Here is a 25,458-nt window from a genome sequence, read left to right as displayed (position 1 = left end):
CATGGCGAGGTAACGAAAGTGACGTGGTTCGCATTGTGCGGACGGGGTGTGCAACGTCAGCAGAACGCCGGCAGGGCGCTGACGGCATATCCGCGCGGCAGATCCGCCCGGTACCGCGGTCCGTTCCCGCGCGGCGGTGCCTGTTCCTAGTCCCGAGGTGACTGCTGCGGCCGTTCTTACCCGCGCCGGTGGCGGGCCACGAAATCGGCGCAGCCGCGGATGGCGCCCGCGGCCAGGCAGATGAGGCCCAGCATGGCCAGAACCAGCGCATTCCCCGCTATGCCGATGAACAGCAGAAGCGCGCCGGCCAGGGCGAGCAGGGTCGCCGCACCGACAACGTGGCCGAAGACCAGCACGCCACGGGCAGACAAGGAACGGGCCAGACGGGGGTCGTCGTTCTCCAGTTGCTGCCCCAGCCTGTCCAGGCGCTGCCGTTCGTCATCCGATAGAGACATTCCGACCTCCTCGGGCTCCGCGGCGCCGCAGCCGGTGCCGCGCCGGACACCGTATAAGACAAATGTAGCCTCGGGATGCCCGCCGGGGTATGGGCCGGGGCCAAGCGAAGGCCGATTCGTTACCGACGCCCTCGGCGGAACGCTGCGGTTTTGCCGGAGCATCTCCGCCGGTGGTACTTTGATCCGGATAAATCTGATTTATGACGAGAGATTGGTCACCAAATCAGATGTAATGATGCGTCTGAGGAGTTCTGCCCATGTCTCTGCAATATCCCCCGCTGGTGGTCATGGGCGTCCAAGGATGCGGAAAATCCACGGTGGGCAGCGCGGTCGCCCGGCACCTCGGCCTTGAGTTCATCGACGGCGATGACCTGCACAGTGCGGCGAACAAGGAAAAGATGGCCTCCGGCCAGCCGTTGACTGACGCCGACCGCCACCCCTGGCTGAGCGCCATCGGCCAGGTCATGGCAGAGAAACTGGCGGAGGGAACCACCGCCGTCGTCGCATGCTCGGCGCTGAAGCGCAGCTACCGCGACCTGATCCGCTCCTTCGCGCCGCAGACCCGGTTCATTCACCTCACCGGCAGCCAGGAACTGATTGCCGAGCGGATCAGCGGGCGCGACCACGAATACATGCCCCCGACACTGCTGGATTCGCAGTTCCAGACGCTGGAACCGCTCGGCGAGGACGAGGCGGGCCTTGAGGTCTCCGTCACCGATTCCCCCGAGCGGATTGCGGTGCTGGTGGAGCACTACCTGCAGGGCCCGGCCGGCCCGGCGGGAAGCTAGCGCCGGCGGGCGGGAAACAACTGAGCCAACAACTGAAACGGTTGACCGATGACCCGTCGGGCGACCGTCCGATACAACGAAGGACAATGATGACCGAACTCGAGCTCAACTGGACGTTGGGCACGGCGGGCCTCCTGCTGGTCGCCGTAGCAGCCATCGCGCTGCTGCTGGTGCTGATCATGCGGTTCCGCGTGCACGCCTTCCTGTCGCTGATTATTGTCAGCCTGCTCACCGCAGTGGCGACCGGCATTCCGGCCGCAGACATTATGCCGACCCTCCTGGGCGGTTTCGGCGGAACCTTGGCCAGCGTGGCCCTGCTGGTCGGCCTGGGCGCGATGCTCGGCCGCATGCTGGAGGTCTCCGGCGGCGCGGACGTCATGACGCAGGCGTTGATCAACAAGTTCGGCGAGAAGCGTGCGCCGCTGGCGCTCTCCGTGGCCTCGCTGCTGTTCGGGTTCCCGATCTTCTTCGACGCAGGCCTCGTGGTCATGCTGCCGATCATTTTCACCGTGGCACGACGCCTGGGCGGATCGCTGCTGACCTATGCGTTCCCCGCAGCCACCGCCTTCTCCGTCATGCACATCTTCGTACCGCCGCACCCGGGTCCCGTGGCCGCCACCGGCCTGCTGGGCGCCGACGTCGGGCTGGTCCTGATTCTTGGCCTGGTCATTGCCATCCCCACCTGGTACCTGGTGGGCTACCTGTTCGGCCACTTCCTGGGCCGCCGGTTCAACATCGCTGTGCCGGACATCCTCGATGCCCCGAAGGGTTCGGTGGAAAACGAATTCCGCTCCTCCCCGAAGCTGGGCACCATCTTCTTCCTGCTGCTTCTGCCGCTGCTGCTGATCTTCCTCAACACCGGCCTGAACATGCTCGCTACCGCCGAGGTTGTCTCGCTGGACGACACCTGGGTGCAGGTCCTGCGCACGCTGGGTGAGACCCCGATCGCGCTGCTGATCACCGTGCTCCTGGCCATGTGGCTGCTGGGCCACCGCCAGGGCAAGAAGCACAGCCTCGTCGAGACCGTGGTGGACAGTGCCCTGGGCCCGGTCTGCTCGATCATCCTGATCACCGGCGCCGGCGGTATGTTCGGCGGCGTGCTGCGCTCGAGCGGCATCGGCAACGCCATCGCCAGCTCGCTGGACGCGATCGGCCTGCCGATCATCGTGGCCGGCTTCGTGATCGCAGCCGTCGTCCGCGTGGCCCAGGGCTCCGCGACGGTGGCGCTGACCACCGCGGCCGCTCTGGTCCAGCCGGTCGTGATGGGCAACCCCGAGTTCAACCCGGTGGAACTGGCCGCGATTGTGCTGGCGCTGGCCGCCGGCTCGGTGTTCGCCGGGCACGTGAACGACTCGGGCTTTTGGCTGGTCAGCCGGTTCTTCCAGATGGACACCAAGACCACGCTGAAGACCTGGACCGTGGGCCAGGCCCTGGTGGGCGTCGTCGGCTTTGTCCTGGCACTGGCCATCTACCTGATCGCCACGAACTTCTAGTACACCCTTGGACAACATGGACGGGGCGGCTGCGGCCGTCCCGTCCGCATTTGGAGAGTAAATGACTGTGAACCTGTTCGACATTTCCTCCCGGGTGGCGCTGGTGACGGGCTCCAGCCGCGGGATCGGCAAGGCGATCGCCCGCGGGCTCGCCGCCGCGGGCGCCGTCGTGGTGCTCAACGGGCTGGACGAGGAACGGCTGGAAGGCACCCGCGCGGAGCTGGCTGCGGAGTTCGGCGAAGACCGTATTTTTGCCCGGGCCTTCGACGTCACCGACGCCCAGGCGGCGGCCGACGGCGTGGCCTGGGTCGAGCGCGAAGTGGGCCCCCTGTGGGTGCTGGTCAACAATGCCGGCGTCCAGCACCGGGTGCCGATGCTGGAACTGGACGTGGACGACTGGGAGCGCGTGCTGCGGACCAACCTGACGAGCGCGTTCCTGGTGGGCCGCGAGGCAGCGCGGCACATGATCGAGCGCGGCGCCGGGAAGATCATCAACATCGCGTCCGTCCAGACCGACCTGGCCCGTCCGACCATCGCCCCCTACACGGCGTCCAAGGGCGGCATCCGTAACCTGACCCGGGCGATGACCGCCGAGTGGGCCGGCCTGGGGCTGCAGATCAACGCGATCGCGCCGGGCTACATCCACACCGAGATGACCCAGAAACTGGTCGACGACGAGGCGTTCAACAGCTGGATCCTGGGCCGCACCCCGGCACACCGCTGGGGCACGGTGGAGGACATCGTGGGACCTGCCATCTGGTTGGCCTCCGACGCCTCCAATTTCGTGAACGGCCAGGTGGTGTTTATCGACGGCGGCATGACCACCGTCGTCTGACCCCGACCCGTCGTAGTTTTGCAGCACCATCGAAAGGCAGTTTCCATGACTTCCCTCCCAACACAGTCCCTCGGCGTCGTGGCCCACGCGGCCGGTGACCTGCGCGTCGAACCGGTCGAGCTGGCGCCGGCCGGGCCCGACGAAGCCGTGGTCGAGATTGCCTACGGCGGCATTTGCGGGTCGGACCTGCACTACTGGCAGCACGGCGCCGCCGGTGAATCCATCTTGAAAGCGCCGATGCTGCTGGGCCACGAAGTGGTGGGTACCGTGGCGGCGGCCGCCGCCGATGGCAGCGGACCGGCCGCCGGCACCGCCGTCGCCGTGCATCCGGCGACGCCCGGACCGGGTGACGGATCCAGGTACCCGGAGGACCGCCCGAACCTCTCGCCGGGCTGCACGTACCTGGGCAGCGCCGCACGTTTCCCGCACACCGAAGGCGCGTTCGCCCGCTACGTGAACCTGCCGACGCGGATGCTGCGGGAACTGCCCGCCAAGCTGCCGCTGCGGCGGGCCGCCCTGGTGGAGCCGGCCAGTGTGGCCTGGCATGCCGTTGCGCGGGCCGGAGACGTGGCGGGCAAGCGGGTGCTGGTCATCGGCTGCGGCCCGATCGGCGCCCTGATCATCGCGGTGCTGAAGCGGGCCGGCGCGGGCGAGATCGTCGCCGTCGACATGCACGAGAAGCCGCTGGACATCGCCCGGGAAGTCGGTGCCGGCCGCACGCTGTTGGCGACCGATGCCGAGGCTATCGCCGGGGTCGAGGCAGACATCTGCCTGGAGTCGTCCGGCAACCATCACGGCCTGGCGTCGGCCGTGCGCGGTGCGGCCCGCGGCGGCCGCGTGGTGATGGTGGGGCTGCTGCCCTCGGGCGAGCAGCCGGCGCTGATCTCGCTGGCGATCACCCGCGAGCTGGAGCTGGTGGGTTCCTTCCGCTTCAACGACGAGATCGATGAAGTGATTGCGGCGCTGGCCGACGGCTCCCTCTACGCGGACCCGGTGACCACGCACGAATACGCCGCGGCCGACGCCCTGGAGGCGTTCGGCATGGCGCGGGACTCGTCACAGAGCGGCAAGGTGCTGCTGCGGTTCAGCGACGCGGAGTAGCCGCCGGGGCGGTCGGTCCGCGCCCGGGATCTACTGTTCGGCAGGCGCCCTTCTCGAACACGGGAAGGGCGCCTGCTGAACAGTCGATGCGGGGGAATGGAGGCCTAGGCGCCGGGGGCTTCGAACAGCCGGGGCTCGGACTCCCAAACGCTGCGCACTTCCTCCACGGTCCGCCGCATGATCTGGTCCATCGCCGCCCGGGCCGCTTCCGGGCGGCCGGACTGGATGGCGTCCGCGACGTCGACGTGCAATTGCAGCGCTTCTTCGTGCGGGTGCGCGGGCATCAGCCCGTAATCGGTGCGGCCACGCAGCACCTCGGCGATCATCGAGTGCATCTGCGCGAACATCTCGTTGCCGGAGGCCGCCAGCACCAGCGTGTGGTAGTGGATGTCCAGCTCCAGGAACTGCTGCAGGTCGCCGGCCCGTCCCACCGCCCGCATCTTCGCCGCGACGGCCATGAGCTCCGCCGCTGTGTCCTGCGGCGCATGCCGCGCGGCCAGCTCGGCGGCGGCCGGTTCGACGGCGGAGCGCAGCTCGGTCAGCGAGCGCAGCTGCACGCCCTTGCCGTCCCCGGCCAGGCGCCAGCGGATCACCGAGGGGTCGAACTTGTTCCACTGCTCCGGCGGCAGTACCCGGATGCCGATGCGCTTGACCGACTCGACCAGCCCCAACGACTGCAGCACGCGCACCGCCTCGCGCAGCACGGAACGGGAAACGCCGAGCTCGGCCTCGAACTGCTCGGCATGCGCGGTGGCGCCGGCCGCCAGCTCCCCGGAGACGATGCGCTTGCCAAGCGTCTCGATGACGAGGCTGTGCAGGCGCGAACTCATGCGCGCGGAAGGGTAGCGGTCACGCGTTCATTCTAGGGGGCGGGATGCGCACACCGGCTGTGTTGCGGGACGACGCCGGCGCGAACCGGCAGAAGGTCAGGGCCTTCTCGGCGGCAGGATGGGCCCCGGATCGGGGAAGGGGCCGGGCTGCGGTTGCGGCGGAAGCGGCTGGGGCCCCGGGTCCGGGGGCGGCTCGGGCCGTTCGGGCGTGGGCGGCGCGTAGGGGTCCGGACTCGGCTCGGGCCGTTCGGGCGTGGGCGGCGCGAAGGGATCCGGATTCGGCTCCGGCGGGAACGGGTGCCTGGGTCCCGGCTCGTTCGGATCGTGTGCCGGCTCCGGCGGCGGTGGAATGGTCACGGCGTGCCTCCTTGGGCAGCGGTGCGGTAGGCCTGCTGCCTGCCACGCTACAACTGTGTCCCGGACGCCTCAAGGATTTCTCCCGCCGCCCGTGACGAGGGTCAGCAAGTCCCCGGCGACGCGGTCGGGGGCGTCCCAGAGGACCGTGTGCCCGGCCCGGGGGTAGTGGTTGCGCCGGGCGGAAGGGATGGCATCGGCCAGCACGTTCTGCTCGGCAGGGTCGAGCAGAACGTCGTCGTCGCCCCACACCACAAGCGTCGGGGCCTTGACGGCCTCCGGTGGCGGGGGCGTCGCCTCGGTGAGGCCGGCCAGCGTCTGCTGCCAGACACGGGCGGGGATTTTGAGCGCGTCCGCCAGCACCGCCTCTCGGACGGCCTCGCCGGGGTCGGCCAGCAGAGTGAAGGACTCCACGAAGGCGCGGACGTCGGCGGGGTCGATGGGATCGCGGAAGGCCTCGATGGCCGGGGCAAAGGGCGGCCGGCGCTGCTGCAGGCTCAGCGGCGAGCCGATGAGCATGAGGGCCCGGACCCGTTCGGGCTGGTCGACGGCGAAACGCCGCGCGACATAGCCGCCGCTGGAGTGACCGGCGATCACGGCCCGTGGGATGGCCAGGGCGTCCAGGAAGTCGCCGAGGTCGTTGCTGAGATCGTGCAGCCGGTAGCCTGTCGCGGGCTTGTCCGAATCGCCGTGCCCGCGGGGGCTGAGCGCTATCAGCCGGAGCGATGCCGGTAACCGGTCGAAGAGCGGGACCCAGAACCGCCAGGAGTCCCCGTAACCGGGAACCAGCAGGACCGGGGTGCCGCCGGGGGAGCCGGCCTCGGCGTAGGCCAAGCGGAGTCCGTTGGCGAGGCGAGCGAACCGCTGGCGGGGGTCCATGGCCGGTTCCTCAGCGGCGGGTGCGCGCGATGGCCAGCAGCCGGCGCTCGTCGTCCGGGGCCAGGCCCGATTTGCGTGGACGGTCGGCGCCTGCCGCCAGCTCCCACGCCAACGTGTCGGCCAGCGTGTCCCGCAGCGGGCGCAAGGCCAGACCGGCTGCCGTGGCGGCGGCGTTGCTGCGGGAGGCGAAGCCGGCGAAATCCGGCAGCGGCAGCCAGAGCGGCAAGGACCGCTCGCCCGCCCAGGGGTTGACGCCGGCCGCTGCCAGTTCCTCTTGGCCCAGGGACAGGACCGGGCCGGTATGGTCCGCGACCCGGCGGGCCATCTCCAGGTGCCCGGCCAAGGGAAACGCGTCGCCCACCGCGTTAAACTCGCCGGCCAGTCGCTGCTCGGCCGCGGCAATAAGCCAGTCGGCGAGGTCCCGGACGTCGATGACCTGGGCATCCAACCCGGGCGCATCGGGGACCAGGACGGCACCGTCGTCGGCCACGGGCCGGGCGAAGCGCAGGGGCCAGTAGCCGGTGCGGTCGGTGGTATCGCCGGGACCGGCGATCAGGCCCGGGCGGACGATCAGGCTTCGGTCGGGGCCGAAGGCGCGTTGCACCGCCTGCTCGCAGGCGACCTTAGCCTCGCCGTAGACGTCCGGAGACGTCATCACGTCCGAGGACAGCGGCGGCAGCAACGGGTAGGTTTCGTCGGCGCCCGGGGTGTGGTGGTCGGCGTAGACGCTGCAGGAGGACACGAAAACAAAGTGCTCCGCAGTGCCGGCCAGCGCGGCCGCTGCACGGCGCACCTGGCCGGGCTGGCGGGAGACATCCAGCACGGCGTCCCAGTGCTCGGCCGCGACCGTCTCCAAGCCGTCCGGAGCATCCCGGTCCGCGCGCACCAGCCGGGCGCCGGCCGGAGCGGAGCCCGATGTTCCACGGGCCAGGCAGGTGACCCGGTGGCCGCGGCGCAGCGCCGCGGCAGCGCTTTCCTGTCCCAACCAGGCCGTACCGCCCAGGACGAGTAGATGCATGCTGCCCATGGAACACCGTCCCGGGCGAATGTGCACCGGTTGTTCGCACACAGCAGGGAGAACCGTCCCGAATCGGTGTGAAACGCCCTATTGGCCGGCGGCCCGTGTCCGGAAGTGTGGCTATGCTCCGTAGATGGCTAAACCCGACGACTTCACGCCGCGCCTCGACGCCCCGGACATGGGGGAACTCTCTGCCGGGCGGGCAGCGGCGTTGGTTCCCGAGGCCCGCGTGGCCGGGAAGCGGTTTGCCGGTGCGGAACTGGACGGCCGGCGGCTGGCCGGCGCCTCCTTCACGGAGTGCGAATTCCTGGATGTTTCCGCGGACGGGGCGGACCTGCGTTCTGTCGGCTTCGTGGACGTAACATTCGAGCGGCTGAATGCACCGGAGTTCAGTGCGCCGCGCTCGCGCTTCCGCCGTGTGGTGATCGACGGCTCACGCCTCGGGTCCGCCGAGGTCTACGAATCCGAGTGGGAGTCGGTGGAATTCCGCAACTGCAAACTGGGGTATGTGAACCTGCGCGGAGCCAAACTTCAGGACATTCGGTTTGCCGGCTGCATCCTGGATGAACTCGATCTGGGCGGCGCGACCGGGCGCCGGGTGGCGTTTGAAGACAGCCGGGTCAGCAGGCTCGACCTGACCGGGGCGAAGCTGGCGCACGTTGACCTGCGCGGCCTGGACATCCGGGAACTGGCCGGACTGGAAGGCCTGCGCGGGGCGGCCATGACCCCCCTTCAGATGCGGGCTCGCCCCGCTGTTCGCCGCCCATTTCGGCGTCGTGGAGAAAACTTAGCCGCAATATACGTAACTGCCGCGCCGAATTAATCCACAGTTCAGCTTTTTTCTGTTTGGATGGTTTGTAGTGGACTGGACAGCAGGCGTCCGGCGAACAACAGAAGGTAGATGATGGACTTCCGTCAGGCCGAGCATCCACGGCCGAACCATTTCTTACTTCACATCAGCGACACCCACTTGGTGGGCGGCGACGGCCGGCTCTACGGGGCGGTGGACAGCGAAGCCAGGCTGGAGCAGATCTTCGAGGATCTGGAAGACTCCGGATCCCGCCCCGAAGCTCTGGTGTTTACCGGCGATCTGGCCGACAAGGGCGAACCGGAAGCCTACGGCAGGCTCCGCCGGATCGTGGAACCGGCGGCCGTCCGGCTGGGAGCCCAGGTGATCTGGGCGATGGGCAACCACGACGACCGTGCCGGGCTGAAGACCATGCTGTTGGACGAACCCGGCGGCTCCGAACCGCTGGACCGGGTGTACGACGTCAACGGACTGCGCGTGATAACCCTGGATTCAACCGTGCCGGGGGCACACTACGGCCGGCTGGAGGACGAGCAGTTGCAGTGGCTGGCCGACGAGTTGGCCAAACCCGCACCGCACGGGACCATCCTGGCCATGCACCACCCGCCGCTGCCGAGCGTGCAGGACCTGTCCGTGCTGGTTGAACTGCGCGGCCAGGCGGAACTGGCCGAGGTGCTGCGGGGCAGTGACGTGAAGTCGATCATCGCCGGCCACCTGCACTATTCCACCTCGGGCACCGTGGCCGGGATCCCGGTGTCCGTCGCCTCCGCCACCTGCTACACCCAGGATCTGGCCGCCGACGCGGGCAGCACCCGCGGCCGCGATGCCGCGCAGGCTTACAACATGATCCATGTCTACGAGGAGACCGTGGTCCATTCGGTGGTTCCGGCGCGCGGCGGCCTGCCGGTGGGCCGCCAGGTCAGCGCGGAGCAGACCCGGCAGCTGCTTGAGGCCGCCGCCGTCGTCATCCCCGACGCCGTGAGCCCGGGCCGGATGCCGGCACACCACTAGCCGGGGAAACTACGCCACCGGGGAAACTTCGCTAGCCAGGGAAGCTGCGCCAACCGGAAAACTACGCCGCCGGCGGTTTCTCCCACGGCGCACGGAGCGGGAAATAGCGGGCCAAAAAGTCCGTGACCACCCGCTGGCGCTCCTCGGCCGGGACCTCCGGGAAGCTTCCGTCGTTGAGGCAGAAGAAGTCCCGGTTTCGCTTCTGCAGCAGCTTTTCCAGCTGCTTCAGGCCCGCATACATCGTGGTGTCCACGTACTTGACCTCGGCGCCGGGATTGGTCACCGCGCGGCCAGTCAGCAGCGCGTAGTAATGGTAGAGCGAGTTGGTCACCGAGATGTTGTCCTTGGCCCGGAAGCGGCTCGCCGCCGTCGTCTTGAACTCCTCGGCGAACTCTTCCTCCATCTCCAGCAACACGGATTTGCGCAGCGGCGCCGCACAGTGCTCCAGGTGCCGGGTGGTGATCCTGCCGAAGCGGTCGTGCAGCAGCCTGCGGTTCACCCGGGCGGCATTCTCGAAACCGGACCGGTCCAGGTGGTTGTCGCCGAGCCCGATCCGGGTGTCTGCCTCCACGAACTTGGTGATGCCGCCGGGGGAGAAGAACATGTCCGGACCCACCGGCCGGCCGAAGAACATGTCGTCATTCGAGTACAGAAAGTGCTCGCCCAGGCCGTCGATGTGCTGCAGCTGAGCCTCGATCGCCTGCGAGTTGAACACCGGCAGCACGGACGGGTCGCGGAAATGCTGCTCGCTGCGCACCACGCGGATGTCCGGGTGCTCCGCGTCCAGCCACGCCGGCAACGGCGAATCCGTGCAGATGAAGATGCGCCGGATCCAGGGGGCGAACATATAGACCGAACGCAGCGCGTACCGCAGTTCGTCGATCTGGCGGAAGCGCGCCTCGGCGTCGTCGCCCTCGCCCACCACGGCGTGCTCCATGAAACTGTTCCGGTAGCGGCGGTACTCCGGGTTGTTCCCGTCCACCCAGGAGAAGACGATGTCGATCTCGAAGTCGATGTCCGTGGCGTGGTCGGCGAACATGTTCTCGATGGTGGGCCAGCGGTGCCCGTAGCGTTCCACTTCGCCGCGCACCGCCTCCGCGGCCGGCAGCGTACGGCGGGTCAGCGAGTTTTCGATCGGCAGGTGGATCAGGTCGTTGTCCCAGCGCCACAGCTCCACCTGCACACCCGTGCCCTGGCCGTACCGCAGCCCGCCGCTTGGCTCGATCCGCGGGCGGTACAGCCGGATGGCACGGGTCTGGTCGCCGTCGGCGAGTTCACCGTCGGCCACCAGCCGGGCGGTCTTCTTCTTCGCGTCCATAGTCAGCGAATAGAACGGTTCGTCCGCGCAGGCGGCCACCAGCGCCGCGCGCAGCTCGTCGCGCTTCTCCCAGTTCACCGCCATCACCGGCCGGGCATCGTTGCCGCGCACCAGCAGGTAGGGAATCTGCGCCTGGTCTAGGACCCTGCGGACAAACAGCAGGTCCTCCACCATCGCCTGATGCGGCGTCAGGGTGGTGTTGACCAGTGCGTAGCCGCCCTTGACCATGACCACGTCGGGGCGCTCCGTCAGGCGTACGACGGCGGCGGGCGAGGCGATCTCGACCGTCGACTCGGGCGCGCGGTCGGGTTCGGGCTCGGCGTAGAACGCGTCCTGCACTGCAGGCATGCTGGTCACAAAAAACCTCCGGAAACATAGTGGCGCCAACCCGAGTAGGGGCTGCTGTCACCCATGGTAGGCGTGGGCGGGCGGGCATCACAGACGCTGCCGCCACAGGATAAGCCCGCAGCGGATCGTCCGCGGCAGGCCACCCTTTGACGGTACATGCAGTTTGGCACTCCCGCTGCGTCAGGACCTGCCCGGCCGGCAAAAAAATAGGGTGTGGCACGGCCACCCTGGCAGGGGCCCTGCCGTCTGCCGGGGCACGTGTTCGTCGCCTGCCGGCTCCGCCCCGTTGTCTTGGCGCTCCTGGCCGTGCAACGTTCAGCAGCATTTTCCCCGCCGCCTGCCCCAGGTGTCATACGATCTGAGCATGCCGGATCTTGCCGCGTCGATCGGACTCGTGTCCGAAGTGCTGACGTGGGCTGCCCTGGTCCCGGGGCTGCTGTTGCTCTTCGTGGCCGCGGTGCTCCGCCTGGCCGGAACCCGGTGGCACCGCGCCGACGGCGTCGCCTTCGACGACGGCCGGCGCCGCGGCGTGCGCTGGTTCGACACCCGGCACGGTTTCCTGGAGGGCGTCTTCCCGACCGGAACGGGCTCCGATGTAGCCGCCGGGTCGGACGTGCTGGTCTTCTACGACGCGCGGCGGCCGGACCGCTGGCAGGTCTCCGAGCCGGAGCGGCCGGGCCGCATCGTCTTGCTGCTGGGCAAAATCCTTACCGCCGTCGGCGTGCTCTCCGCCGTCGTCGGGTTGTTGGCGATGGTCCTGGCCGGGGGCTAGCCGGGCCGGCCGTGGCGCTCGCGGCCCGGCTTTGATCCTCGCCGCCCCGCTTTGGTGCTCGCCGCATGCGCGGGTAGGGTGGAACCCGGTGCGCCGGGAAGTCTGGTCGGCAGTTCTGTTGTCGACCCTTTGAGGACCCGCCATGGCCGCCAAGACCCCCGAATCATCCGCCAAACCCAAGGTTTTGGGACGCGGAAGTTATGCCGAAGCGCTGCGAATCGGCGAAATCCTGCGGAGGGAAACCGTCGGCGGGGCCCTGCTGGTGGCCGCAGCCGTCGTCGCCCTGATCTGGGCCAACTCGCCCGCGGCAGACAGCTACTTCGCCCTACGCGACTTCACCGTCGGCTACGAGCCCTGGCATCTGGAGCTGAGTCTGGGGGCATGGGCCGCCGACGGGCTGCTGGCGGTGTTCTTCTTCCTGGTAGGGCTGGAGCTCAAACGCGAGTTCGTCGCGGGGGACCTCAGCAACCCGCGCCAGGCCATGGTGCCGGTCGCGGCAGCCGTTGGCGGAGTGGTCGTTCCCGCCGTCATCTACGCAGCCATCAACTGGGGCAGCCCCGAAACCATCCGCGGCTGGGCCATCCCGACGGCGACGGACATCGCGTTCGCGGTAGCGGTCCTGGCCGTCATCGGATCGCACCTGCCCAGCGCGCTGCGGATTTTCCTGCTGACGCTGGCCGTGGTGGACGACCTCATCGCCATCGCCATCATTGCGTTCGTCTACACGAGTGAGATTCAGGTCCCGGCACTGCTGCTGGCCCTGGTCCCCATCGCGCTCTACACCTTCCTGGCCCAGAAGTTCCGCAGCTTCTTCGGGAAGCATCATGCGGCTTTGTGGGCAGTCCTGCTGCCCATCGGCATCGTGGCCTGGGCCCTGGTCCATGCCTCCGGCATCCACGCCACCATCGCCGGCGTGGTGCTCGGCTTCACCGTCCCGGTATTGCGCAGCAAGGCCAGCGGCGGACCGGAAGCGGGCCCGGGGCTCGCCGAGATCTTCGAACACCGGCTCCGGCCCGTGTCCGCCGGCTTCGCGGTCCCGGTCTTCGCGTTCTTCTCCGCCGGCGTCGCCGTGGGCGGAATTGATGGATTTGCCTCTGCCCTCGGCGATCCGGTGGCAGTCGGCATCATCGCCGGCCTGGTGCTCGGCAAGCCGATCGGCATCGTCGGCACCACCTGGCTGATGAGCAAGCTGACCCGGGCGGAGCTGGACACGTCGATGAAGTGGGTCGACCTGTTGGGCATCGCCATGCTGGCCGGCATCGGCTTCACCGTCTCCCTGCTGGTGGCCGAGCTGAGCTTCGGACTGGGCACGCCGGCCAATGACCACGCCAAGGTGGCCATTCTCGCGGCATCCCTGCTGGCCGCGCTGCTGGCAACGGTGGTGCTGCGCGTCCGCAACCGGCATTACCGGCGCATCCAGGCCGAAGAACGGGTCGACGCGGACAACGACGGCATTCCGGACGTCTACCAGGACGGCGGGGCGTAGCCGCACTGGGTTCGCGGCAGCTCCTCGGCCGCTCCTCCGAGTGCCGTCAGGCCTCCAGGTCCCGGCGCCGGAACGCCAGCGTGCCGCCGCCGATGAGCAGCAACGCGACCGCCGACATCCAGGCCAGCGGCAGCACGTCCAGATCCGCGGCCGGTACGCGCGGGACCAGCCCGAACGGCTCGGCGTCCAGCACCGCCTCCGGCAGGTTGAGCACCGCCCCGTACATGCCCACCAGCAGCGCAGCGATCAGCAGGATCCAGACCCACCAGGTACCGCTGCGCAGCCCGTAGGCGAGGGCGCCGGCACCGGCGAAACAGAGGATCAAGGGCAGGAAGACCAGCCCGGCGGGAGCGAATTCCGCGATCACCGAGCTGTCGCCGACCACGGAGAGCGCACCCAGGGCCAGGCCCAACCCGGAGACAACGAGCATCAGCGCCGAGGCAAGCGCGGTGACCAGCAGCGCGCTCAGGACCCAGTGCGCCCGCCCCACCGAGGCCGCGAGCACAGCCCCGGTTCGGCCGTCGGATTCTTCCCTGCCGAGCCTTCCCATGGAGATCACGGCGAAAACGGCCACGGCCATGGCGAAGTACTTCAGGAACGCGGCCAGGGCCGTCCGGAGGAAGTCGGAGCTGTCGCCCAGGCCCAGCACCGCCGCCAGCTGCGGCTGTGATTCGTAACTGTCCACCACCGCCTGGGCCAGGGACCCGGTCAGCACGGCGAAGACGAACAGGCCGAGCGACCAGCTGATGATGCTGCCGCGCTCCAACCGCAGGAACAGCCCCGGCAGCCGCACCAGCAGCGGCGTGGCATTGGCGCGGCCCCGGCGAGCGGGCACCAGCCCCGCGGCCAGGTCGCGCCGGCCCTGCAGCAGATACGCGGCCGGCACCAGCAGCGCCGCCAGCGCCAGGCACAGCAGCAAGGGCCACCACCGCAGCTCGACATAGGCCCGCGCCTGCTGGATCCAACCGATGGGGGAGAGCCACGACAACGCGGTGCCGCCCAGCGCCTGGGCGTCGCCGATGCCGCGGAGGATGTACGCCAGCCCCAGCAGCGCCCCGGCCATGCCGCTGGCTGTCCGCGCATGTTCGCTCAGCTGCGCGGTCAGCGCCGCTACCGCGCCGAAGACGATCCCGACCAGCGCCGCTCCGGCCGCCATCGACAGGGAATCGAGTGCCGCGAGACCGTTGGCCACCAGTGCGGCGAACAGGGCCGCTGCCACCGCCAGGTTGGTGAGCAGCATGACCGCCAGCGCGGCGGTCAGCGGTGCGCGTCGTCCCACGGGCCCGGCCAGGATGAGCTCGGCACGTCCGGCTTCTTCATTGGCCCGGGTGTGCCGGACTACCGAGAAGATGGACATCAGCGCGGTGGCCACCGCCAGCATCCCCAGCACTTCGTTGGCCAGCATCGGGCCCAGGCCGTAGTTCTCCAGGCCGTACCCCGGGCCGGCCAGCAGGGCGCCGGACGGGTCCTGCATAATCGCCGCCCGGCTCTGCCATGCCGCCTGGTCGCCGTAGACCTGGGGCAGCACCAGCGCGAAATAGCTGATGAACCCGCCGATGGCCAGCGCCCAGACCGGGATCCGCACCCGGTCCACCCGCAGCGCCAGGCGGAGCAGCCGGCCGGTCCCGGCCAGCGCCTGATTCCGTGGGCTGTGCGCACGGGAGATCCGAGGCGCCGCGGTCGCGGTGCTCATGACCTGCCGCTTTCGGCTGCAGCCCGCCCATCGGGGCCGTACTGGTGGACGAACAGTTCCTCCAGCGTCGGCGGCGTGCTGGTCAGGCTGCGGACGCCCAGCGGCAGCAGGGCCGCCAAAGCAGCCGGCAGCGCGGCTTCGTCAACGGTGAAGTGCACGCGCTCGTTGTCCCGCCGGAGATCGTGCACGCCGGTGAGGCCGCCCACCGCGGTGGCATCGCCGTCGGCCACCACGACGACGGCGGTGCGCCTCAGGTGCCTCAGTTCCGCAAGCGAACCGGTTTGGACAGCGCGGCCGGCCCGGATGATGGTGACCTTGTCGCACAAGGCTTCCACCTCGGCCAGGATGTGGCTGGAGAGCAGCACGGTCTTGCCGGCGTGCCTGGACTCGCGGATGCACTGCTGGAATTCCAGTTCCATCAGCGGGTCCAGTCCGGACGTCGGCTCGTCCAACACCAGAAGCTCGACGTCGCTGGCCAGGGCGGCGACGAGCGCGACCTTCTGCCGGTTGCCCTTGGAGTAGGAGCGCGTCTTCTTGGTGGGATCCAGCTGGAAGCGTTCCAGCAGTTCGGCCTTGAGCCTGCGATCGATCCCGCCGCGGAGGCTGGCAAACAGGTCGATCGCCTCGCCGCCGGTGAGCTTGGGCCAGAGGCTGACGTCGCCGGGAACGTAGGCCAGCCGGCGGTGCAGGGGCACCGCGCGGGTCCACGGGTCCTCGCCGAAGAGCCGCACGGTTCCGGCGTCGGCCTTCAGCAGGCCGAGAATGATGCGGATGGTGGTGGACTTGCCGGCGCCGTTGGGGCCGAGGAAGCCGTGGACCTCGCCGGGTTCCAGCACCAGGTTGAGCTGGTCCAGGGCGCGGACGGAGCCGAAGGCCTTGTCCACTTGGTTCAGGTCGATTACTGCGGACATGGAAACCACCTGCTTCAGGGCGGAAATATGGAAGGAACAAGGGTGCGCGGGGCGCGGACGGGACACAAACGCAGCGGGTCAGGAACCGGGCGGGTCCGTCACATACAGCAGGTAGGCGTCGAGCAGGTCGCGGTTGGTCATCAAGCCCTGCGTGTAGAGCTCCACGTTGGCCAGGCCGTGCCGGTCCAGGTAGCCGCGCATGATGCCGGAAAAATCGGTGGGATCCTCCGGCGGGTAAAGCGTCAGGTCCAGCAGCATCGCACCGAATCCCTGAACGGTCAGATAGCGGGCGCGCGCCTTTTCGTTGACGGACGGGTGGATGGTGCCGGCGGCGACCCCGTGGGCCAGCCAGGACTCGGCGTCGGCGGCGAAGTGCTCGATGAAGGCCTGGGCCAGATCGCCGCCGGACTGCAGGCTCCGCAAGGCGTAGCCGACCAGCGGCGCCGTTTCCTCCAACTCCGCCATGGCCGCCAGCAGTTCCGTGGGCGAGCCGGGTTCGACTGCCTGTTGCTTGTACGCGCCGATTTTGGCCAACACGTACTCGTCGCAGGCCGTCCGCAGGCCGTCTTTGGAGCCGAAGTGGTGCAGGATCAGCGCCGGGCTGACCCCAGCCGCGTCCGCAATGGCGCGGACGCCCACCCGGAAACCCCGACTGCCGAACAACACGACGGCGGTGTCCCGGACCCGCGCACGGGCGGTGAGATCGCTGGGTGCGTCGCCCTGCGGCGGCGCTGCTGAACGCATGTTCAGCAGTCTAAACCTGTGTTCAGCCCACGGCAACGGTTTCGTGAGGGGGCCGCCTCCCGCCCGGGCGCCGTCGGAACCCGCTGCCCCTACTCAGCCGCGCGGCCGTCCCCTAGGGTGGAGGCATGGAAGAGGTCGTCCTGGTGGGATTCGACGGCTCGGAAACCAGCGCCCGGGCGCTGGACTGGGGGTTGTTCGAGGCCCAGTCCCGCGGATGGCCGGTGCGGCTGGTCACCGTCGTTTCGACCGCGGGCGTGGACGATCCGGAGGTGGACCACCAGTATCTGGCCTCCGCCCGGCGCGGCGGGGAAGGGGTGCTGCAGGCGGCGCTGGACCGCGCCGGAGCGCTGGGACTCCAGGCCGAAGGGCACGTGATGGCCGGGGACCCGAGCGAAGTATTGGTGGACGAATCCGCTTCCGCCGGACTGGCCGTGGTGGGCAAGCGCGGCCGCGGCGGCTTTGCGGGACGGCTGCTGGGCAGCGTCTCCTCGGGCCTGGCGGCGCACGGCGCCTGCCCCACGGTGGTGGTGCCGCAACGCTGGAAACCGGGCGCGACGGCCGCCGAGCTCTCGCAGGATGCCGCGGCCGAACTGCCCGGCGGACCGGTGCCCTGGCTGCTGCCGTCGCCGCGGGAAGGGGCGGACCGGGGGCTGCATCCGCCGGACGTCTCCGAAAAGTTCAGCTACGCCGGGCAGGTGGTGGTCGGCGTCGACCAGTCGGGCAGCGCGAATCCCGCCCTGTGGGCGGCGGCAGAGATGGCCAGCCGGCATGCCGTCCCGCTGCGGATGCTTTCGTCCCGGGCACCCTTCTACCGCGATTCGGTCTGGCTGGACCACGCCGAAGGGGCCCATCGGTTCCGCGAGGAGGTCGCCGCGGAGCTGGACGGCCCGCTGCGGGAGGTCCGCGGCCGCCACCCGGACCTGGATGCGAGCTGGAACTTCTATCTGGCCAGGCCCGCGGAAGTCCTGGTCCACGCCACCCGCACGGCCCAACTGATGGTCCTGGGGACCCGCGGCCACGGCGGATTCCCCGGCCTGTTGCTGGGCTCGGTCAGCCAGGCGGTGCTGCACCACGGCCTCTGCCCCATGATGGTGGTGCCCAAGGGCGTGGACGTCAGCCGGACCCCGTGACGCCGGGAGCCCGGTAACGGACTTCGCCGGCCATGCGCAGGGCGTCGATGGTTTCATCGATGGTCAGCAGCACGGTTGTTTCGAAGGAGCTCAGCGCACCGCCTCCGCTGATGGCCAGGGCGACGGCGGCCATGGAGACGTTGTTCGGGGCCTCCCACACGCTGTAGCCGTCGTGCATGCCGAAGGCGTACCAGAAGCCGTGCAGTTTCCCGCCGACGGATTCGATGTAGGCCTTGGCCGCCTTCCCCCGGTCCTCCGGGTTGTTGATCATCCTGGCCCAGGTCTCCGGGGTATAGCTGAACTTCGAGAGATACAGCACCATCGGCTTTCCTTTCGAACGTGTCCGGCCCTGGATGGGCGCGGAGCAGGCCTTGGCTCACACCTTGGCGGAACGGCGTCCGCGCCGCAGTGCCTGGGTGAACGTGGCCACGGCATGGCTGGGCAGGGACTGCGCCGCCACGAACCCGTCCGGGCGCACCAGGTACAGCTGTTCCGGATCGAGCTTCTTGTTCCCGTTGCGCGGCAGCACGTGCATCGTCAGCCCCAGCGCTGCCTCCACATGATTGACGACGACGGCGCCCGGGTCGCCGTACGAGTGCACCTGCCACTGAAGGCTGCGCAGGACGTCGAAGTTGCCGCCGGTATACGGCAGCCGCCGTCCCACGACACGGCCCCGCCGGCCCCGCGCCGCTTCCTTGGCACCCGGGGCCATCCAGTAATGGATCCGGGTCTGCGATATATAGCCAAACAACCGGGAGGCACCGGAGGACCGCGGCACCACCCGCGCCACCACGGGGATGAGGAACGGCAGCACCGACCTCCGGGCGGCCAGTGCCCAAGGCGCCGTCGACGTGATGAACGCGAACACCCGGTCCGTGCTTTGCAGCAGCCGCACCGCGACCGGCCGCCGTTCGGCCTCGTAACGGTCCAGATAGGAGTCCGCGGCCCGGCCGGCGAGGACATCGGCGAACTTAAAGGCCAGGTTATGGGCGTCCTGCAGGCCGGTGTTCATGCCCTGGGCACCCACGGGGGAATGGACATGTGCTGCGTCCCCGGCGAGGAAGACCGGGCCGTTGCGGAACTGGGCGGCTATCCGGTGATGCACGCGGTAGGTGGAGAACCAGTTCGAGGCGCCGTAGCTGACGCCGAACTCCTGGGCCAAGCGCTTCCGGAGGGGCTCCTCGGAGACGTCCGCTCCGCCGTCGTTGGCCCGCCCCTGCGCGCCGCCCTCCGGGTCGCGGACCACGCCGATTAGCCGGAGGTGGCCGGGACCGCTCATGGGAAACGCCAGCAGGAACTGCTCCACGCCCGCGCGGATATTGACCACGTCGCCGAACAGGCCGCGGACCTCGGTGGCGTCATTGACAAAGAAGGTGTGCGGACTGGTGGAGCCTTCAAACCCGATGCCTCGGCTGGTCCGCACGGTTGACGAGGCACCGTCGGTTCCCACGCAGTAGCGGGCGCGGACCGACGCCTCGCCCGCTGGGCCCGTCAGCTTCGCCCTGACGGGGTGGTCCGGGTGGCTGCCGTCCGCGATGCCCAGGCCGCCCAGCCGGCACTCCCACAGCACCTCGCCGCCGAGTGCGTGCAGGTTCTTGAGCAGCAACTCCTCGTTCTTGCTTTGTTCGTAGAACATGATGCCCGGGAACGGTGTGATCCCGCGGCCCATCCGGCCCAGAGGGACCCTGCCGCGCGGCTTCGTGCCGAAGCCTATGACCACCGCTTCGGCGAGAACACCTTCGGCCATGACGGTGTCGGCGACGCCCAGCTGGTCGTAGATTTCCATGCTGCGCGCCTGCACCCCGAGGGCCCGGGATTCCCTCGTGGGGCCCGGCTTGCCGTCCGTGATGATGTGGTCGACGCCCAGCTTGGCCAGCCAGTTGGCAAGCATGAGGCCCGTGGGACCTGCGCCGACAATCAGTACATCGGTTTGGAGTTCGGCTGCCATGGCGGTACCTCCTCCTCCGAGGTTACCGCTGGCGCAGTTCCGGCGGCAGGGGGAGGACGGCCGAACGGATGGGGCCGACGGTGATCGGCAGCGATCGCGGAAGCGACGGCCGGGCCGGACAGGGGGCGCCGGTAGAATTGGCCGGTATCCCCGCACGATGATCGGAGCCCCATAGTGTCCATCGCGACCGCCCGTCCGGAGCTGACTCCCGAGGAGCGCCAGTCCGTGCTGCGCACCCTCAAGTCGCCGCGGCTGCTGAAGACGGAAGTGCTCGGCGGGCTCGTGGTCGCGCTGGCCCTGATCCCCGAGGCCATCGCGTTCTCCATCATCGCCGGGGTTGACCCGCGCGTCGGGCTGTTCGCCTCCTTCACCATGGCTGTCTCGATCGCGTTCCTGGGCGGCCGCCCGGCGATGATCTCGGCTGCCACCGGCGCGGTGGCGCTGGTGATTGCCCCGCTGGTGGAAAGCCACGGCCTCGACTACCTGGTGGCGGCGGTCATCCTGGCCGGCGTGTTCCAGGTGCTGCTGGCGGTGCTTGGCGTCGCCAAGCTGATGCGGTTCATTCCGCGGCAGGTGATGGTGGGGTTCGTCAACGCGCTGGCCATCCTGATTTTCATGGCGCAGGTGCCTGAACTGCTGGGCGTTCCGTGGCTGGTGTACCCGCTGACCGCGCTGGCGCTGGCGATCGTTTTCGGTCTTCCGAAGCTGACCAACGCGGTGCCCGCGCCCTTGGTGGCCATCGTGGTGCTGACGCTGATCACGGTGTTCGCCTCCGTCGCCGTGCCGACCGTGGGCGACAAGGGCGAGCTGCCGGACAGCCTGCCCGCGCTGTTCTTCCCGGCAGTACCGCTGACCCTAGAAACCCTGAAGGTCATCTTCCCGTTTGCCCTGGCGATGGCCTTCGTGGGGCTGCTCGAATCGCTGATGACGGCCAAGCTGGTCGACGACGTCACGGACACCCGCTCCAACAAAACCCGCGAGTCCTGGGGTCAGGGCGCGGCGAACATCATCACCGGATTCTTCGGCGGCATGGGCGGCTGCGCGATGATCGGCCAGACCATGATCAACGTCAAGGCCTCCGGAGCCCGCACCCGTATCTCCACCTTCCTCGCCGGCCTGTTCCTGCTCATCCTCGTGGTGGTCCTCGGCGACATCGTGGCGCTGATCCCGATGGCGGCCCTGGTGGCCGTGATGGTCTTCGTGTCCTGGGCGACGTTCGACTGGCACAGCATCAAACCCTCGACCCTGAAGATGATGCCGAAGAGCGAGACCGCCGTCATGCTCGTCACCGTCATCGCCACCGTCGCCACGAACAACCTGGCGATCGGCGTCGGGCTCGGCGTGCTGACCGCCATGGTGCTGTTCGCCAACCGGGTATCGCATCTGGTGACCGTCGAGCGGACGGTGCTGGAACTGAACGGCGAGGAGACGGCCACCTACGTGGTCGACGGCGAGCTCTTCTTCGCCTCCTCGAACGACCTCTACACGCAGTTCCAGTACGCACTGGACCCGCACAAGGTCGTCATCGACATGCACGCCTCGCACCTGTGGGACGCCTCGACCGTGGCGGCACTGGATGCGATTACCGCGAAGTACCACGGCCACGGCAAGGACGTGCGGATCATCGGGCTCAACTCGGCCAGTGTGGTTATGCGGGAGCGGATGGCGGGCAAGCTCACAGGCTGAGCTGCCATCCGCCAGAGCCGGCGGCTGCGTGCCGTGCGTCCATCCCATGTACCGCGGCAACGGCGTAGTCTAGGGGCACTCCGGTCCGCACCTGCCGGACCGACCTGGCCGACGGGAGGCACACATGAGCGAGAGCTTGACCCACGAGGATGTGGAGCACTTCGCCGCGCTGCTGGACGCCCGCGAGGCGTCGGACCGCGCCCAGGTGGAGCGCCTCACGGTCGACATTGCCGAAGTCACCGCCGCGACCCGGGACGTCCCGGCCGACGACGAACACGACCCCGAGGGCTCTACGGCCACGCTGGAACGCGCTCGCGAAGTGGCGCTGCTGGCCAGCACGGAAAAGGCGCTGGCGGACATCGCCGCCGCCCGGGCCCGGCTCGCGGCCGGCACCTATGGCACGTGCGCCGCGTGCGGCAACCCCATCCCGCGCGAGCGCCTGGAGATCCGGCCGGAAGCACAATATTGCGTGACCTGTGCGGCGAAGCGGCGCCGTGCCTGAGCGAACCACCGTGGATCATGCCAGGCACGGGGCGGGCACCGCCGTCGTTGTTCCGGAAGCAGAACCGGTCACCGCGGTGACTGCTACCCGGTTGGCGGACGGCCGCCAGTTGCTGTTTTTCGACGACGGCGCGCGGCCGGTTCCGCGGGAATCGCAGGACACCCGGGACCTGCCGGAGCGGCCGCCGGTGGGGGAGTTGCGCTACGACGTGCTGACGGGGGAGTGGGTGGCGCTGGCCGCGCACCGGCAGACCCGCACCTACCTGCCGCCGGCGGACGCGTGCCCGCTGTGCCCGAGCACGCCGGACTACGCCTCCGAAATCCCGGCGGCGAACTATGACGTGGCCGTGTTCGAGAACCGGTTTCCGTCGCTCGGGCCGGACCTGCTGGCGACGCCCGAGGACCCGGAGTGGGGCCGCGCCTACACCGCCAGCGGGCGCTGCGAGGTGGTCTCCTTCACCTCTGCGCATACCGGTTCATTCGCCGGGCTGGACACCCGCCGCGTGCGCACCGTGATCGACGCGTGGGCGCACCGGACCGCGGCGCTCAGCGCGATGGACGGGATTGCGCAGGTCTTCTGCTTCGAAAACCGCGGCGCGCAGATCGGCGTGACGCTGCACCATCCGCACGGCCAGATCTACGCCTACTCCTACCTCCCGCCCCGCGGGGCAGTCATGGCCGCGGCCGCGCGGCAACACTTCGACGCCACCGGCGGGCGGCAGACGCTGACCGGGGCGGTGCTCGGCCGCGAGCGCTCCGACGGCTCCCGGATGGTGCTCGAAGGCGAACACTTCAGCGCCTACGTGCCGTTCGCCGCGCGCTGGCCGCTGGAGGTGCACCTGGTGCCGCACCGGCAGGTCGCGGACCTCGCCGGGCTTACGGGTGCGGAGCGGGACGAACTGGCGGTGCTGTACCCGCAGCTGCTGGGCCGGTTCGACGCGCTCTACGACAGCCCCACCCCGTACATCGCCGCCTGGCACCAGGCGCCGGTCGCCCGCGCGCTGCGGGAAGCGGGCTACCTGCACCTGCAGCTGACCTCGCCGCGCCGGGCCGCCGACAAGCTGAAGTACCTGGCGGGCTCCGAGGCAGCGATGGGCGCCTTCATCAACGACACCCTCCCGGAGCAGGTGGCCGCCGCGCTGCGGGACGCGGATCCGCGCCGCATCCCGGGTGCAGGCGGCGACGGGCCGGGCGGGACACGCGCGGCGGGCGAAGGCACCGGGGCCGCAGGGGCAGCCGGCGGGGAGGTCGGCGGGGGCGCCGGCGGTGAGGCCCCGTGACCGCCGAAGCTTTGGCCGCACGCACCGCCGACGCCTTCGCCGCACGGTTCGGGCGCGACCCGGACGGGGTCTGGGCGGGACCGGGACGGGCCAACCTGATCGGCGAACACACCGATTACAACGGCGGCTTCGTGCTGCCGTTCGCCATCGATAAGATCACGACGGCGGCGCTCGCCGTGCGCGGCGACCGCACCGTTCGGGTGGCCTCGGCCCTGCCGCGCGCCGAGGCGGTGGAAGTCGGGCTGGATGATCTCGGCCCGGGCGCGGTTTCCGGCTGGTCGGCGTACCCGCTGGGAGTGGCCTGGGCGCTGGAGCAGGCGGGAGTACGCCTGCCCGGCTTCGACCTGCTGGTGGACTCGGACGTTCCGGTCGGCGCCGGATTGTCCTCGTCTGCCGCGCTAGAATGCGCGGTGGCCCTTGGCCTGGCCGAACTGGTGGGAGAGCGGCGGGCCGATCCCGCGCTAGATCCGACGGGGTCGGACGCGAAGGGGACGGACCGGGCGGTGTTGGATCGGGTCCGCCTTAACCGGGCACATCTGGCTGCCGCCGGGCGCCGCGCGGAGAACGAGGTGGTCGGTGCGCCCACCGGCATCATGGACCAGTACGCCTCCCTGTTCGGGGCGGCGGGGTCCGCGGTGTTTCTGGACTGCCGGAGCGAAGAGGTCCAACTGGTGCCGCTGGACCTCGAGGCTGCGGGCCTGGCGTGCCTGGTCATGGATACCAAGGTTTCGCACGCTCATGCCACCGGTGACTATGCCAGCCGGCGCGACTCCTGCAACCGGGCCGCGGAAGCCCTGGGTGTGCCGCTGCTGCGCGACGTGCCGCTCGACCGGTTGCCGGAAGCTCAACGGCTGCTCGATGAGGAGACCTTCCGCCGCGCCCGGCATATCGTTACCGAGAACGTGCGCGTGGTGGAAACCGTGAAAGCGCTGCGCTCCGAGGGACCGGCGGCCTTCGGCCGGTTGCTGGACGCCAGCCACGTTTCCATGCGCGATGACTTCGAAATTTCCTGTCCGGAGCTGGACCTGGCCGTGGAGATTGCACAGGCGAACGGCGCCCTGGGCGCCCGCATGACCGGCGGGGGATTCGGCGGTTCAGCCATCGCCCTGGTCCCGGCAAACGAGGTGGATGCGGTGCGGGATGCGGTCTTGCGGGCGTTCGCTTCGCGCGGCTTCCGGCGCCCGGAATTGTTCACCGTCATCTCCGCGGACGGTGCGCGGCGGCTGTTGTAAGCCCGGGACTATCCGGGCAGCGGGCCGGCCAGCGCGACCACGAGCGCGGCGGTGATCATGGACGGGCCAAACGGGATGTCCGAATCCCGCCGCAGCACGCGGGCCAGCATGAGCAGGACGATGGCCGCGGCGTTCAGCAGGAACGCCCCCAGCAGCACGGCCACCCAGGCCGCTGCGCCGTCGTAGCCGGCATACAGGCCCACGACGGCAGCAAGCTTCACGTCTCCCATGCCGATGCCGCCGGGCTTGATCAAGGCCGCCAGCAGGTAGGCGGCAAACATCGCCAGCGAGCCGAGCAGCCCGGCCAGGACCGGCTGCCACGCGGAGCCCGTCAAGGCAGGCAGGAGCAGCAGAGCCACTGCCGTCCCCAGGAACGGAAGGACCACGCGATTCGGCAGCAACTTGTGCCGCAGGTCAATCGCGGCCAGCAGCACGCCCAGGACGGCGAGAAGGCCGAAGGCGGGAAGCTCTGCCGCTTCCCGGGCCGGAGCAAGGAGGCCGCAGAGGATGCCCGTTACAGCCGCCATCGGCCAGCGCCACGCGACAGGAAGTGTTGTCTGGTTCTCCCGGCGGGCGAGCGCGAAGACGCACCAGCCGGCCAGGGCCCCGAGCGCGGCAAGCATGAGCGGCAACAGCATGGTCACCGGGCCCGCCCACAGGCCACAGCCCTTGTTCCTTGAGGTCCCTCGGGTCTGTGAATCGTTGGTCACCCTTTCATCACATTGCTGCCCGACATAGGCTCACAGTAGAACGAATCGATTAACCTCTAGGAGTATCAGAGATCCGGGCTTCTGCAGAGGCCCGGATGGCCTTCGGGCATGAGCCCGACGCGGACCG

24 protein-coding genes are annotated in these 25,458 nt (G+C 69.4%); 13 read left to right on the top strand and 11 right to left on the bottom strand.

Going from position 1 to position 25,458, the window contains the following annotated elements:
- Window positions 1-176: 176 nt before the first annotated feature.
- Window positions 177-455, bottom strand: a complete 279-nt coding sequence (locus AC5RVZ_RS31685) for a DUF3040 domain-containing protein (RefSeq protein ID WP_494069568.1) — start codon at window positions 453-455, stop codon at window positions 177-179.
- A 257-nt stretch (window positions 456-712) separates the two neighbouring features.
- Between AC5RVZ_RS31685 and AC5RVZ_RS31680 the strand changes: the two genes are divergently transcribed.
- The 4 genes from AC5RVZ_RS31680 to AC5RVZ_RS31665 all read left to right on the top strand — a co-directional run bounded on the left by AC5RVZ_RS31680 (window position 713) and on the right by AC5RVZ_RS31665 (window position 4,672).
- Window positions 713-1,243, top strand: coding sequence for a gluconokinase (locus tag AC5RVZ_RS31680; RefSeq protein WP_494069567.1), 531 nt, complete (start codon window positions 713-715; stop codon window positions 1,241-1,243).
- 86 nt (window positions 1,244-1,329) lie between these two features.
- On the top strand, window positions 1,330-2,736 hold the full coding sequence (locus AC5RVZ_RS31675) for a GntP family permease (RefSeq protein ID WP_494069566.1): 1,407 nt from the start codon (window positions 1,330-1,332) through the stop codon (window positions 2,734-2,736).
- A 61-nt stretch (window positions 2,737-2,797) separates the two neighbouring features.
- Window positions 2,798-3,571 carry an SDR family NAD(P)-dependent oxidoreductase gene (locus tag AC5RVZ_RS31670; protein WP_494069565.1) on the top strand — a complete coding sequence of 258 codons (774 nt, stop codon included), beginning with the start codon at window positions 2,798-2,800 and terminating at the stop codon, window positions 3,569-3,571.
- A 45-nt stretch (window positions 3,572-3,616) separates the two neighbouring features.
- Window positions 3,617-4,672: an L-idonate 5-dehydrogenase gene (locus AC5RVZ_RS31665; protein ID WP_494069564.1), complete on the top strand. Its 1,056-nt coding sequence runs from the start codon at window positions 3,617-3,619 to the stop codon at window positions 4,670-4,672.
- Between the two features lie 104 nt (window positions 4,673-4,776).
- Here the strand turns inward: AC5RVZ_RS31665 and AC5RVZ_RS31660 are convergent, their stop codons facing one another.
- From AC5RVZ_RS31660 to AC5RVZ_RS31650, 3 genes are all read right to left on the bottom strand, one after another.
- Window positions 4,777-5,502 carry a FadR/GntR family transcriptional regulator gene (locus AC5RVZ_RS31660; RefSeq protein WP_494069563.1) on the bottom strand — a complete coding sequence of 242 codons (726 nt, stop codon included), beginning with the start codon at window positions 5,500-5,502 and terminating at the stop codon, window positions 4,777-4,779.
- A gap of 426 nt (window positions 5,503-5,928) precedes the next feature.
- A complete protein-coding gene (locus tag AC5RVZ_RS31655; protein ID WP_494069562.1) occupies window positions 5,929-6,735 on the bottom strand; it encodes an alpha/beta fold hydrolase in 807 nt (268 codons plus the stop codon).
- A gap of 10 nt (window positions 6,736-6,745) precedes the next feature.
- The gene (locus tag AC5RVZ_RS31650) at window positions 6,746-7,753 is read right to left on the bottom strand and encodes an NAD-dependent epimerase/dehydratase family protein (protein WP_494069561.1); all 1,008 of its coding nucleotides are present in this window, start codon (window positions 7,751-7,753) and stop codon (window positions 6,746-6,748) included.
- A gap of 133 nt (window positions 7,754-7,886) precedes the next feature.
- Here AC5RVZ_RS31650 and AC5RVZ_RS31645 point away from each other — a divergent pair, with 133 nt between their 5' ends.
- On the top strand, window positions 7,887-8,576 hold the full coding sequence (locus tag AC5RVZ_RS31645; protein ID WP_494069560.1) for a pentapeptide repeat-containing protein: 690 nt from the start codon (window positions 7,887-7,889) through the stop codon (window positions 8,574-8,576).
- 81 nt (window positions 8,577-8,657) lie between these two features.
- Window positions 8,658-9,572: a phosphodiesterase gene (locus tag AC5RVZ_RS31640; RefSeq protein ID WP_494069591.1), complete on the top strand. Its 915-nt coding sequence runs from the start codon at window positions 8,658-8,660 to the stop codon at window positions 9,570-9,572.
- Window positions 9,573-9,633: 61 nt separating this feature from the next.
- Here AC5RVZ_RS31640 and AC5RVZ_RS31635 read toward each other — a convergent pair whose 3' ends face one another.
- Window positions 9,634-11,238, bottom strand: a complete 1,605-nt coding sequence (locus AC5RVZ_RS31635; RefSeq protein WP_494069559.1) for a stealth conserved region 3 domain-containing protein — start codon at window positions 11,236-11,238, stop codon at window positions 9,634-9,636.
- Between the two features lie 364 nt (window positions 11,239-11,602).
- Here AC5RVZ_RS31635 and AC5RVZ_RS31630 point away from each other — a divergent pair, with 364 nt between their 5' ends.
- Both AC5RVZ_RS31630 and nhaA read left to right on the top strand, forming a co-directional pair.
- Complete coding sequence (locus AC5RVZ_RS31630; RefSeq protein WP_494069558.1) at window positions 11,603-12,010, top strand: sortase; 408 nt, start codon at window positions 11,603-11,605, stop codon at window positions 12,008-12,010.
- Window positions 12,011-12,152: 142 nt separating this feature from the next.
- Window positions 12,153-13,496 (top strand): Na+/H+ antiporter NhaA, encoded by a 1,344-nt coding sequence (gene nhaA, locus AC5RVZ_RS31625; protein ID WP_494069557.1) that lies wholly within the window; start codon window positions 12,153-12,155, stop codon window positions 13,494-13,496.
- Window positions 13,497-13,542: 46 nt separating this feature from the next.
- Here nhaA and AC5RVZ_RS31620 read toward each other — a convergent pair whose 3' ends face one another.
- The 3 genes from AC5RVZ_RS31620 to AC5RVZ_RS31610 all read right to left on the bottom strand — a co-directional run bounded on the left by AC5RVZ_RS31620 (window position 13,543) and on the right by AC5RVZ_RS31610 (window position 16,844).
- Window positions 13,543-15,189 (bottom strand): ABC transporter permease, encoded by a 1,647-nt coding sequence (locus tag AC5RVZ_RS31620; protein ID WP_494069556.1) that lies wholly within the window; start codon window positions 15,187-15,189, stop codon window positions 13,543-13,545.
- The gene (locus AC5RVZ_RS31615; RefSeq protein ID WP_494069555.1) at window positions 15,186-16,100 is read right to left on the bottom strand and encodes an ABC transporter ATP-binding protein; all 915 of its coding nucleotides are present in this window, start codon (window positions 16,098-16,100) and stop codon (window positions 15,186-15,188) included. The genes AC5RVZ_RS31620 and AC5RVZ_RS31615 overlap by 4 nt, the downstream gene beginning before the upstream one ends.
- Before the next feature lie 78 nt (window positions 16,101-16,178).
- Window positions 16,179-16,844, bottom strand: a complete 666-nt coding sequence (locus AC5RVZ_RS31610) for a TetR/AcrR family transcriptional regulator (protein WP_494069554.1) — start codon at window positions 16,842-16,844, stop codon at window positions 16,179-16,181.
- A 125-nt stretch (window positions 16,845-16,969) separates the two neighbouring features.
- Here AC5RVZ_RS31610 and AC5RVZ_RS31605 point away from each other — a divergent pair, with 125 nt between their 5' ends.
- Window positions 16,970-17,974 carry a universal stress protein gene (locus tag AC5RVZ_RS31605; RefSeq protein ID WP_494069553.1) on the top strand — a complete coding sequence of 335 codons (1,005 nt, stop codon included), beginning with the start codon at window positions 16,970-16,972 and terminating at the stop codon, window positions 17,972-17,974.
- On the opposite strand, the gene AC5RVZ_RS31600 is transcribed toward AC5RVZ_RS31605, so the two are convergent.
- Together AC5RVZ_RS31600 and AC5RVZ_RS31595 are read right to left on the bottom strand one after the other, a co-directional pair.
- Window positions 17,958-18,296, bottom strand: a complete 339-nt coding sequence (locus AC5RVZ_RS31600) for a GYD domain-containing protein (RefSeq protein ID WP_494069552.1) — start codon at window positions 18,294-18,296, stop codon at window positions 17,958-17,960. The genes AC5RVZ_RS31605 and AC5RVZ_RS31600 overlap by 17 nt on opposite strands.
- 54 nt (window positions 18,297-18,350) lie before the next feature.
- Window positions 18,351-19,922 (bottom strand): FAD-dependent monooxygenase, encoded by a 1,572-nt coding sequence (locus tag AC5RVZ_RS31595; protein ID WP_494069551.1) that lies wholly within the window; start codon window positions 19,920-19,922, stop codon window positions 18,351-18,353.
- 174 nt (window positions 19,923-20,096) lie between these two features.
- Between AC5RVZ_RS31595 and AC5RVZ_RS31590 the strand changes: the two genes are divergently transcribed.
- The 4 genes from AC5RVZ_RS31590 to AC5RVZ_RS31575 all read left to right on the top strand — a co-directional run bounded on the left by AC5RVZ_RS31590 (window position 20,097) and on the right by AC5RVZ_RS31575 (window position 24,621).
- Complete coding sequence (locus AC5RVZ_RS31590) at window positions 20,097-21,608, top strand: SulP family inorganic anion transporter (RefSeq protein WP_494069550.1); 1,512 nt, start codon at window positions 20,097-20,099, stop codon at window positions 21,606-21,608.
- A gap of 124 nt (window positions 21,609-21,732) precedes the next feature.
- Window positions 21,733-22,110 (top strand): TraR/DksA family transcriptional regulator, encoded by a 378-nt coding sequence (locus tag AC5RVZ_RS31585; protein ID WP_494069549.1) that lies wholly within the window; start codon window positions 21,733-21,735, stop codon window positions 22,108-22,110.
- 76 nt (window positions 22,111-22,186) lie between these two features.
- The gene (gene galT, locus AC5RVZ_RS31580; RefSeq protein WP_494069590.1) at window positions 22,187-23,389 is read left to right on the top strand and encodes a galactose-1-phosphate uridylyltransferase; all 1,203 of its coding nucleotides are present in this window, start codon (window positions 22,187-22,189) and stop codon (window positions 23,387-23,389) included.
- Entirely contained in the window at window positions 23,386-24,621 is a 1,236-nt protein-coding gene (locus AC5RVZ_RS31575) for a galactokinase (protein ID WP_494069548.1), read from the top strand. The genes galT and AC5RVZ_RS31575 overlap by 4 nt, the downstream gene beginning before the upstream one ends.
- An 8-nt stretch (window positions 24,622-24,629) precedes the next feature.
- Here the strand turns inward: AC5RVZ_RS31575 and AC5RVZ_RS31570 are convergent, their stop codons facing one another.
- Window positions 24,630-25,331: a prepilin peptidase gene (locus tag AC5RVZ_RS31570; protein WP_494069547.1), complete on the bottom strand. Its 702-nt coding sequence runs from the start codon at window positions 25,329-25,331 to the stop codon at window positions 24,630-24,632.
- Between the last annotated feature and the right edge of the window lie 127 nt (window positions 25,332-25,458).

This window comes from Arthrobacter sp. Cza30 (assembly GCF_059090765.1).
This window is presented reverse-complemented; position numbering and strand designations above follow the sequence as displayed.

Bases quoted from the DNA above. Each gene is read 5' to 3' on its own strand.
- AC5RVZ_RS31685 (WP_494069568.1), bottom strand. From the start codon at position 455: ATGTCTCTATCGGATGACGAACGGCAGCGCCTGGACAGGCTGGGGCAG.
- AC5RVZ_RS31680 (WP_494069567.1), top strand. From the start codon at position 713: ATGTCTCTGCAATATCCCCCGCTGGTGGTCATGGGCGTCCAAGGATGC.
- AC5RVZ_RS31675 (WP_494069566.1), top strand. From the start codon at position 1,330: ATGATGACCGAACTCGAGCTCAACTGGACGTTGGGCACGGCGGGCCTC.
- AC5RVZ_RS31670 (WP_494069565.1), top strand. From the start codon at position 2,798: ATGACTGTGAACCTGTTCGACATTTCCTCCCGGGTGGCGCTGGTGACG.
- AC5RVZ_RS31665 (WP_494069564.1), top strand. From the start codon at position 3,617: ATGACTTCCCTCCCAACACAGTCCCTCGGCGTCGTGGCCCACGCGGCC.
- AC5RVZ_RS31660 (WP_494069563.1), bottom strand. From the start codon at position 5,502: ATGAGTTCGCGCCTGCACAGCCTCGTCATCGAGACGCTTGGCAAGCGC.
- AC5RVZ_RS31655 (WP_494069562.1), bottom strand. From the start codon at position 6,735: ATGGACCCCCGCCAGCGGTTCGCTCGCCTCGCCAACGGACTCCGCTTG.
- AC5RVZ_RS31650 (WP_494069561.1), bottom strand. From the start codon at position 7,753: ATGCATCTACTCGTCCTGGGCGGTACGGCCTGGTTGGGACAGGAAAGC.
- AC5RVZ_RS31645 (WP_494069560.1), top strand. From the start codon at position 7,887: ATGGCTAAACCCGACGACTTCACGCCGCGCCTCGACGCCCCGGACATG.
- AC5RVZ_RS31640 (WP_494069591.1), top strand. From the start codon at position 8,658: ATGGACTTCCGTCAGGCCGAGCATCCACGGCCGAACCATTTCTTACTT.
- AC5RVZ_RS31635 (WP_494069559.1), bottom strand. From the start codon at position 11,238: ATGCCTGCAGTGCAGGACGCGTTCTACGCCGAGCCCGAACCCGACCGC.
- AC5RVZ_RS31630 (WP_494069558.1), top strand. From the start codon at position 11,603: ATGCCGGATCTTGCCGCGTCGATCGGACTCGTGTCCGAAGTGCTGACG.
- nhaA (WP_494069557.1), top strand. From the start codon at position 12,153: ATGGCCGCCAAGACCCCCGAATCATCCGCCAAACCCAAGGTTTTGGGA.
- AC5RVZ_RS31620 (WP_494069556.1), bottom strand. From the start codon at position 15,189: ATGAGCACCGCGACCGCGGCGCCTCGGATCTCCCGTGCGCACAGCCCA.
- AC5RVZ_RS31615 (WP_494069555.1), bottom strand. From the start codon at position 16,100: ATGTCCGCAGTAATCGACCTGAACCAAGTGGACAAGGCCTTCGGCTCC.
- AC5RVZ_RS31610 (WP_494069554.1), bottom strand. From the start codon at position 16,844: ATGCGTTCAGCAGCGCCGCCGCAGGGCGACGCACCCAGCGATCTCACC.
- AC5RVZ_RS31605 (WP_494069553.1), top strand. From the start codon at position 16,970: ATGGAAGAGGTCGTCCTGGTGGGATTCGACGGCTCGGAAACCAGCGCC.
- AC5RVZ_RS31600 (WP_494069552.1), bottom strand. From the start codon at position 18,296: ATGGTGCTGTATCTCTCGAAGTTCAGCTATACCCCGGAGACCTGGGCC.
- AC5RVZ_RS31595 (WP_494069551.1), bottom strand. From the start codon at position 19,922: ATGGCAGCCGAACTCCAAACCGATGTACTGATTGTCGGCGCAGGTCCC.
- AC5RVZ_RS31585 (WP_494069549.1), top strand. From the start codon at position 21,733: ATGAGCGAGAGCTTGACCCACGAGGATGTGGAGCACTTCGCCGCGCTG.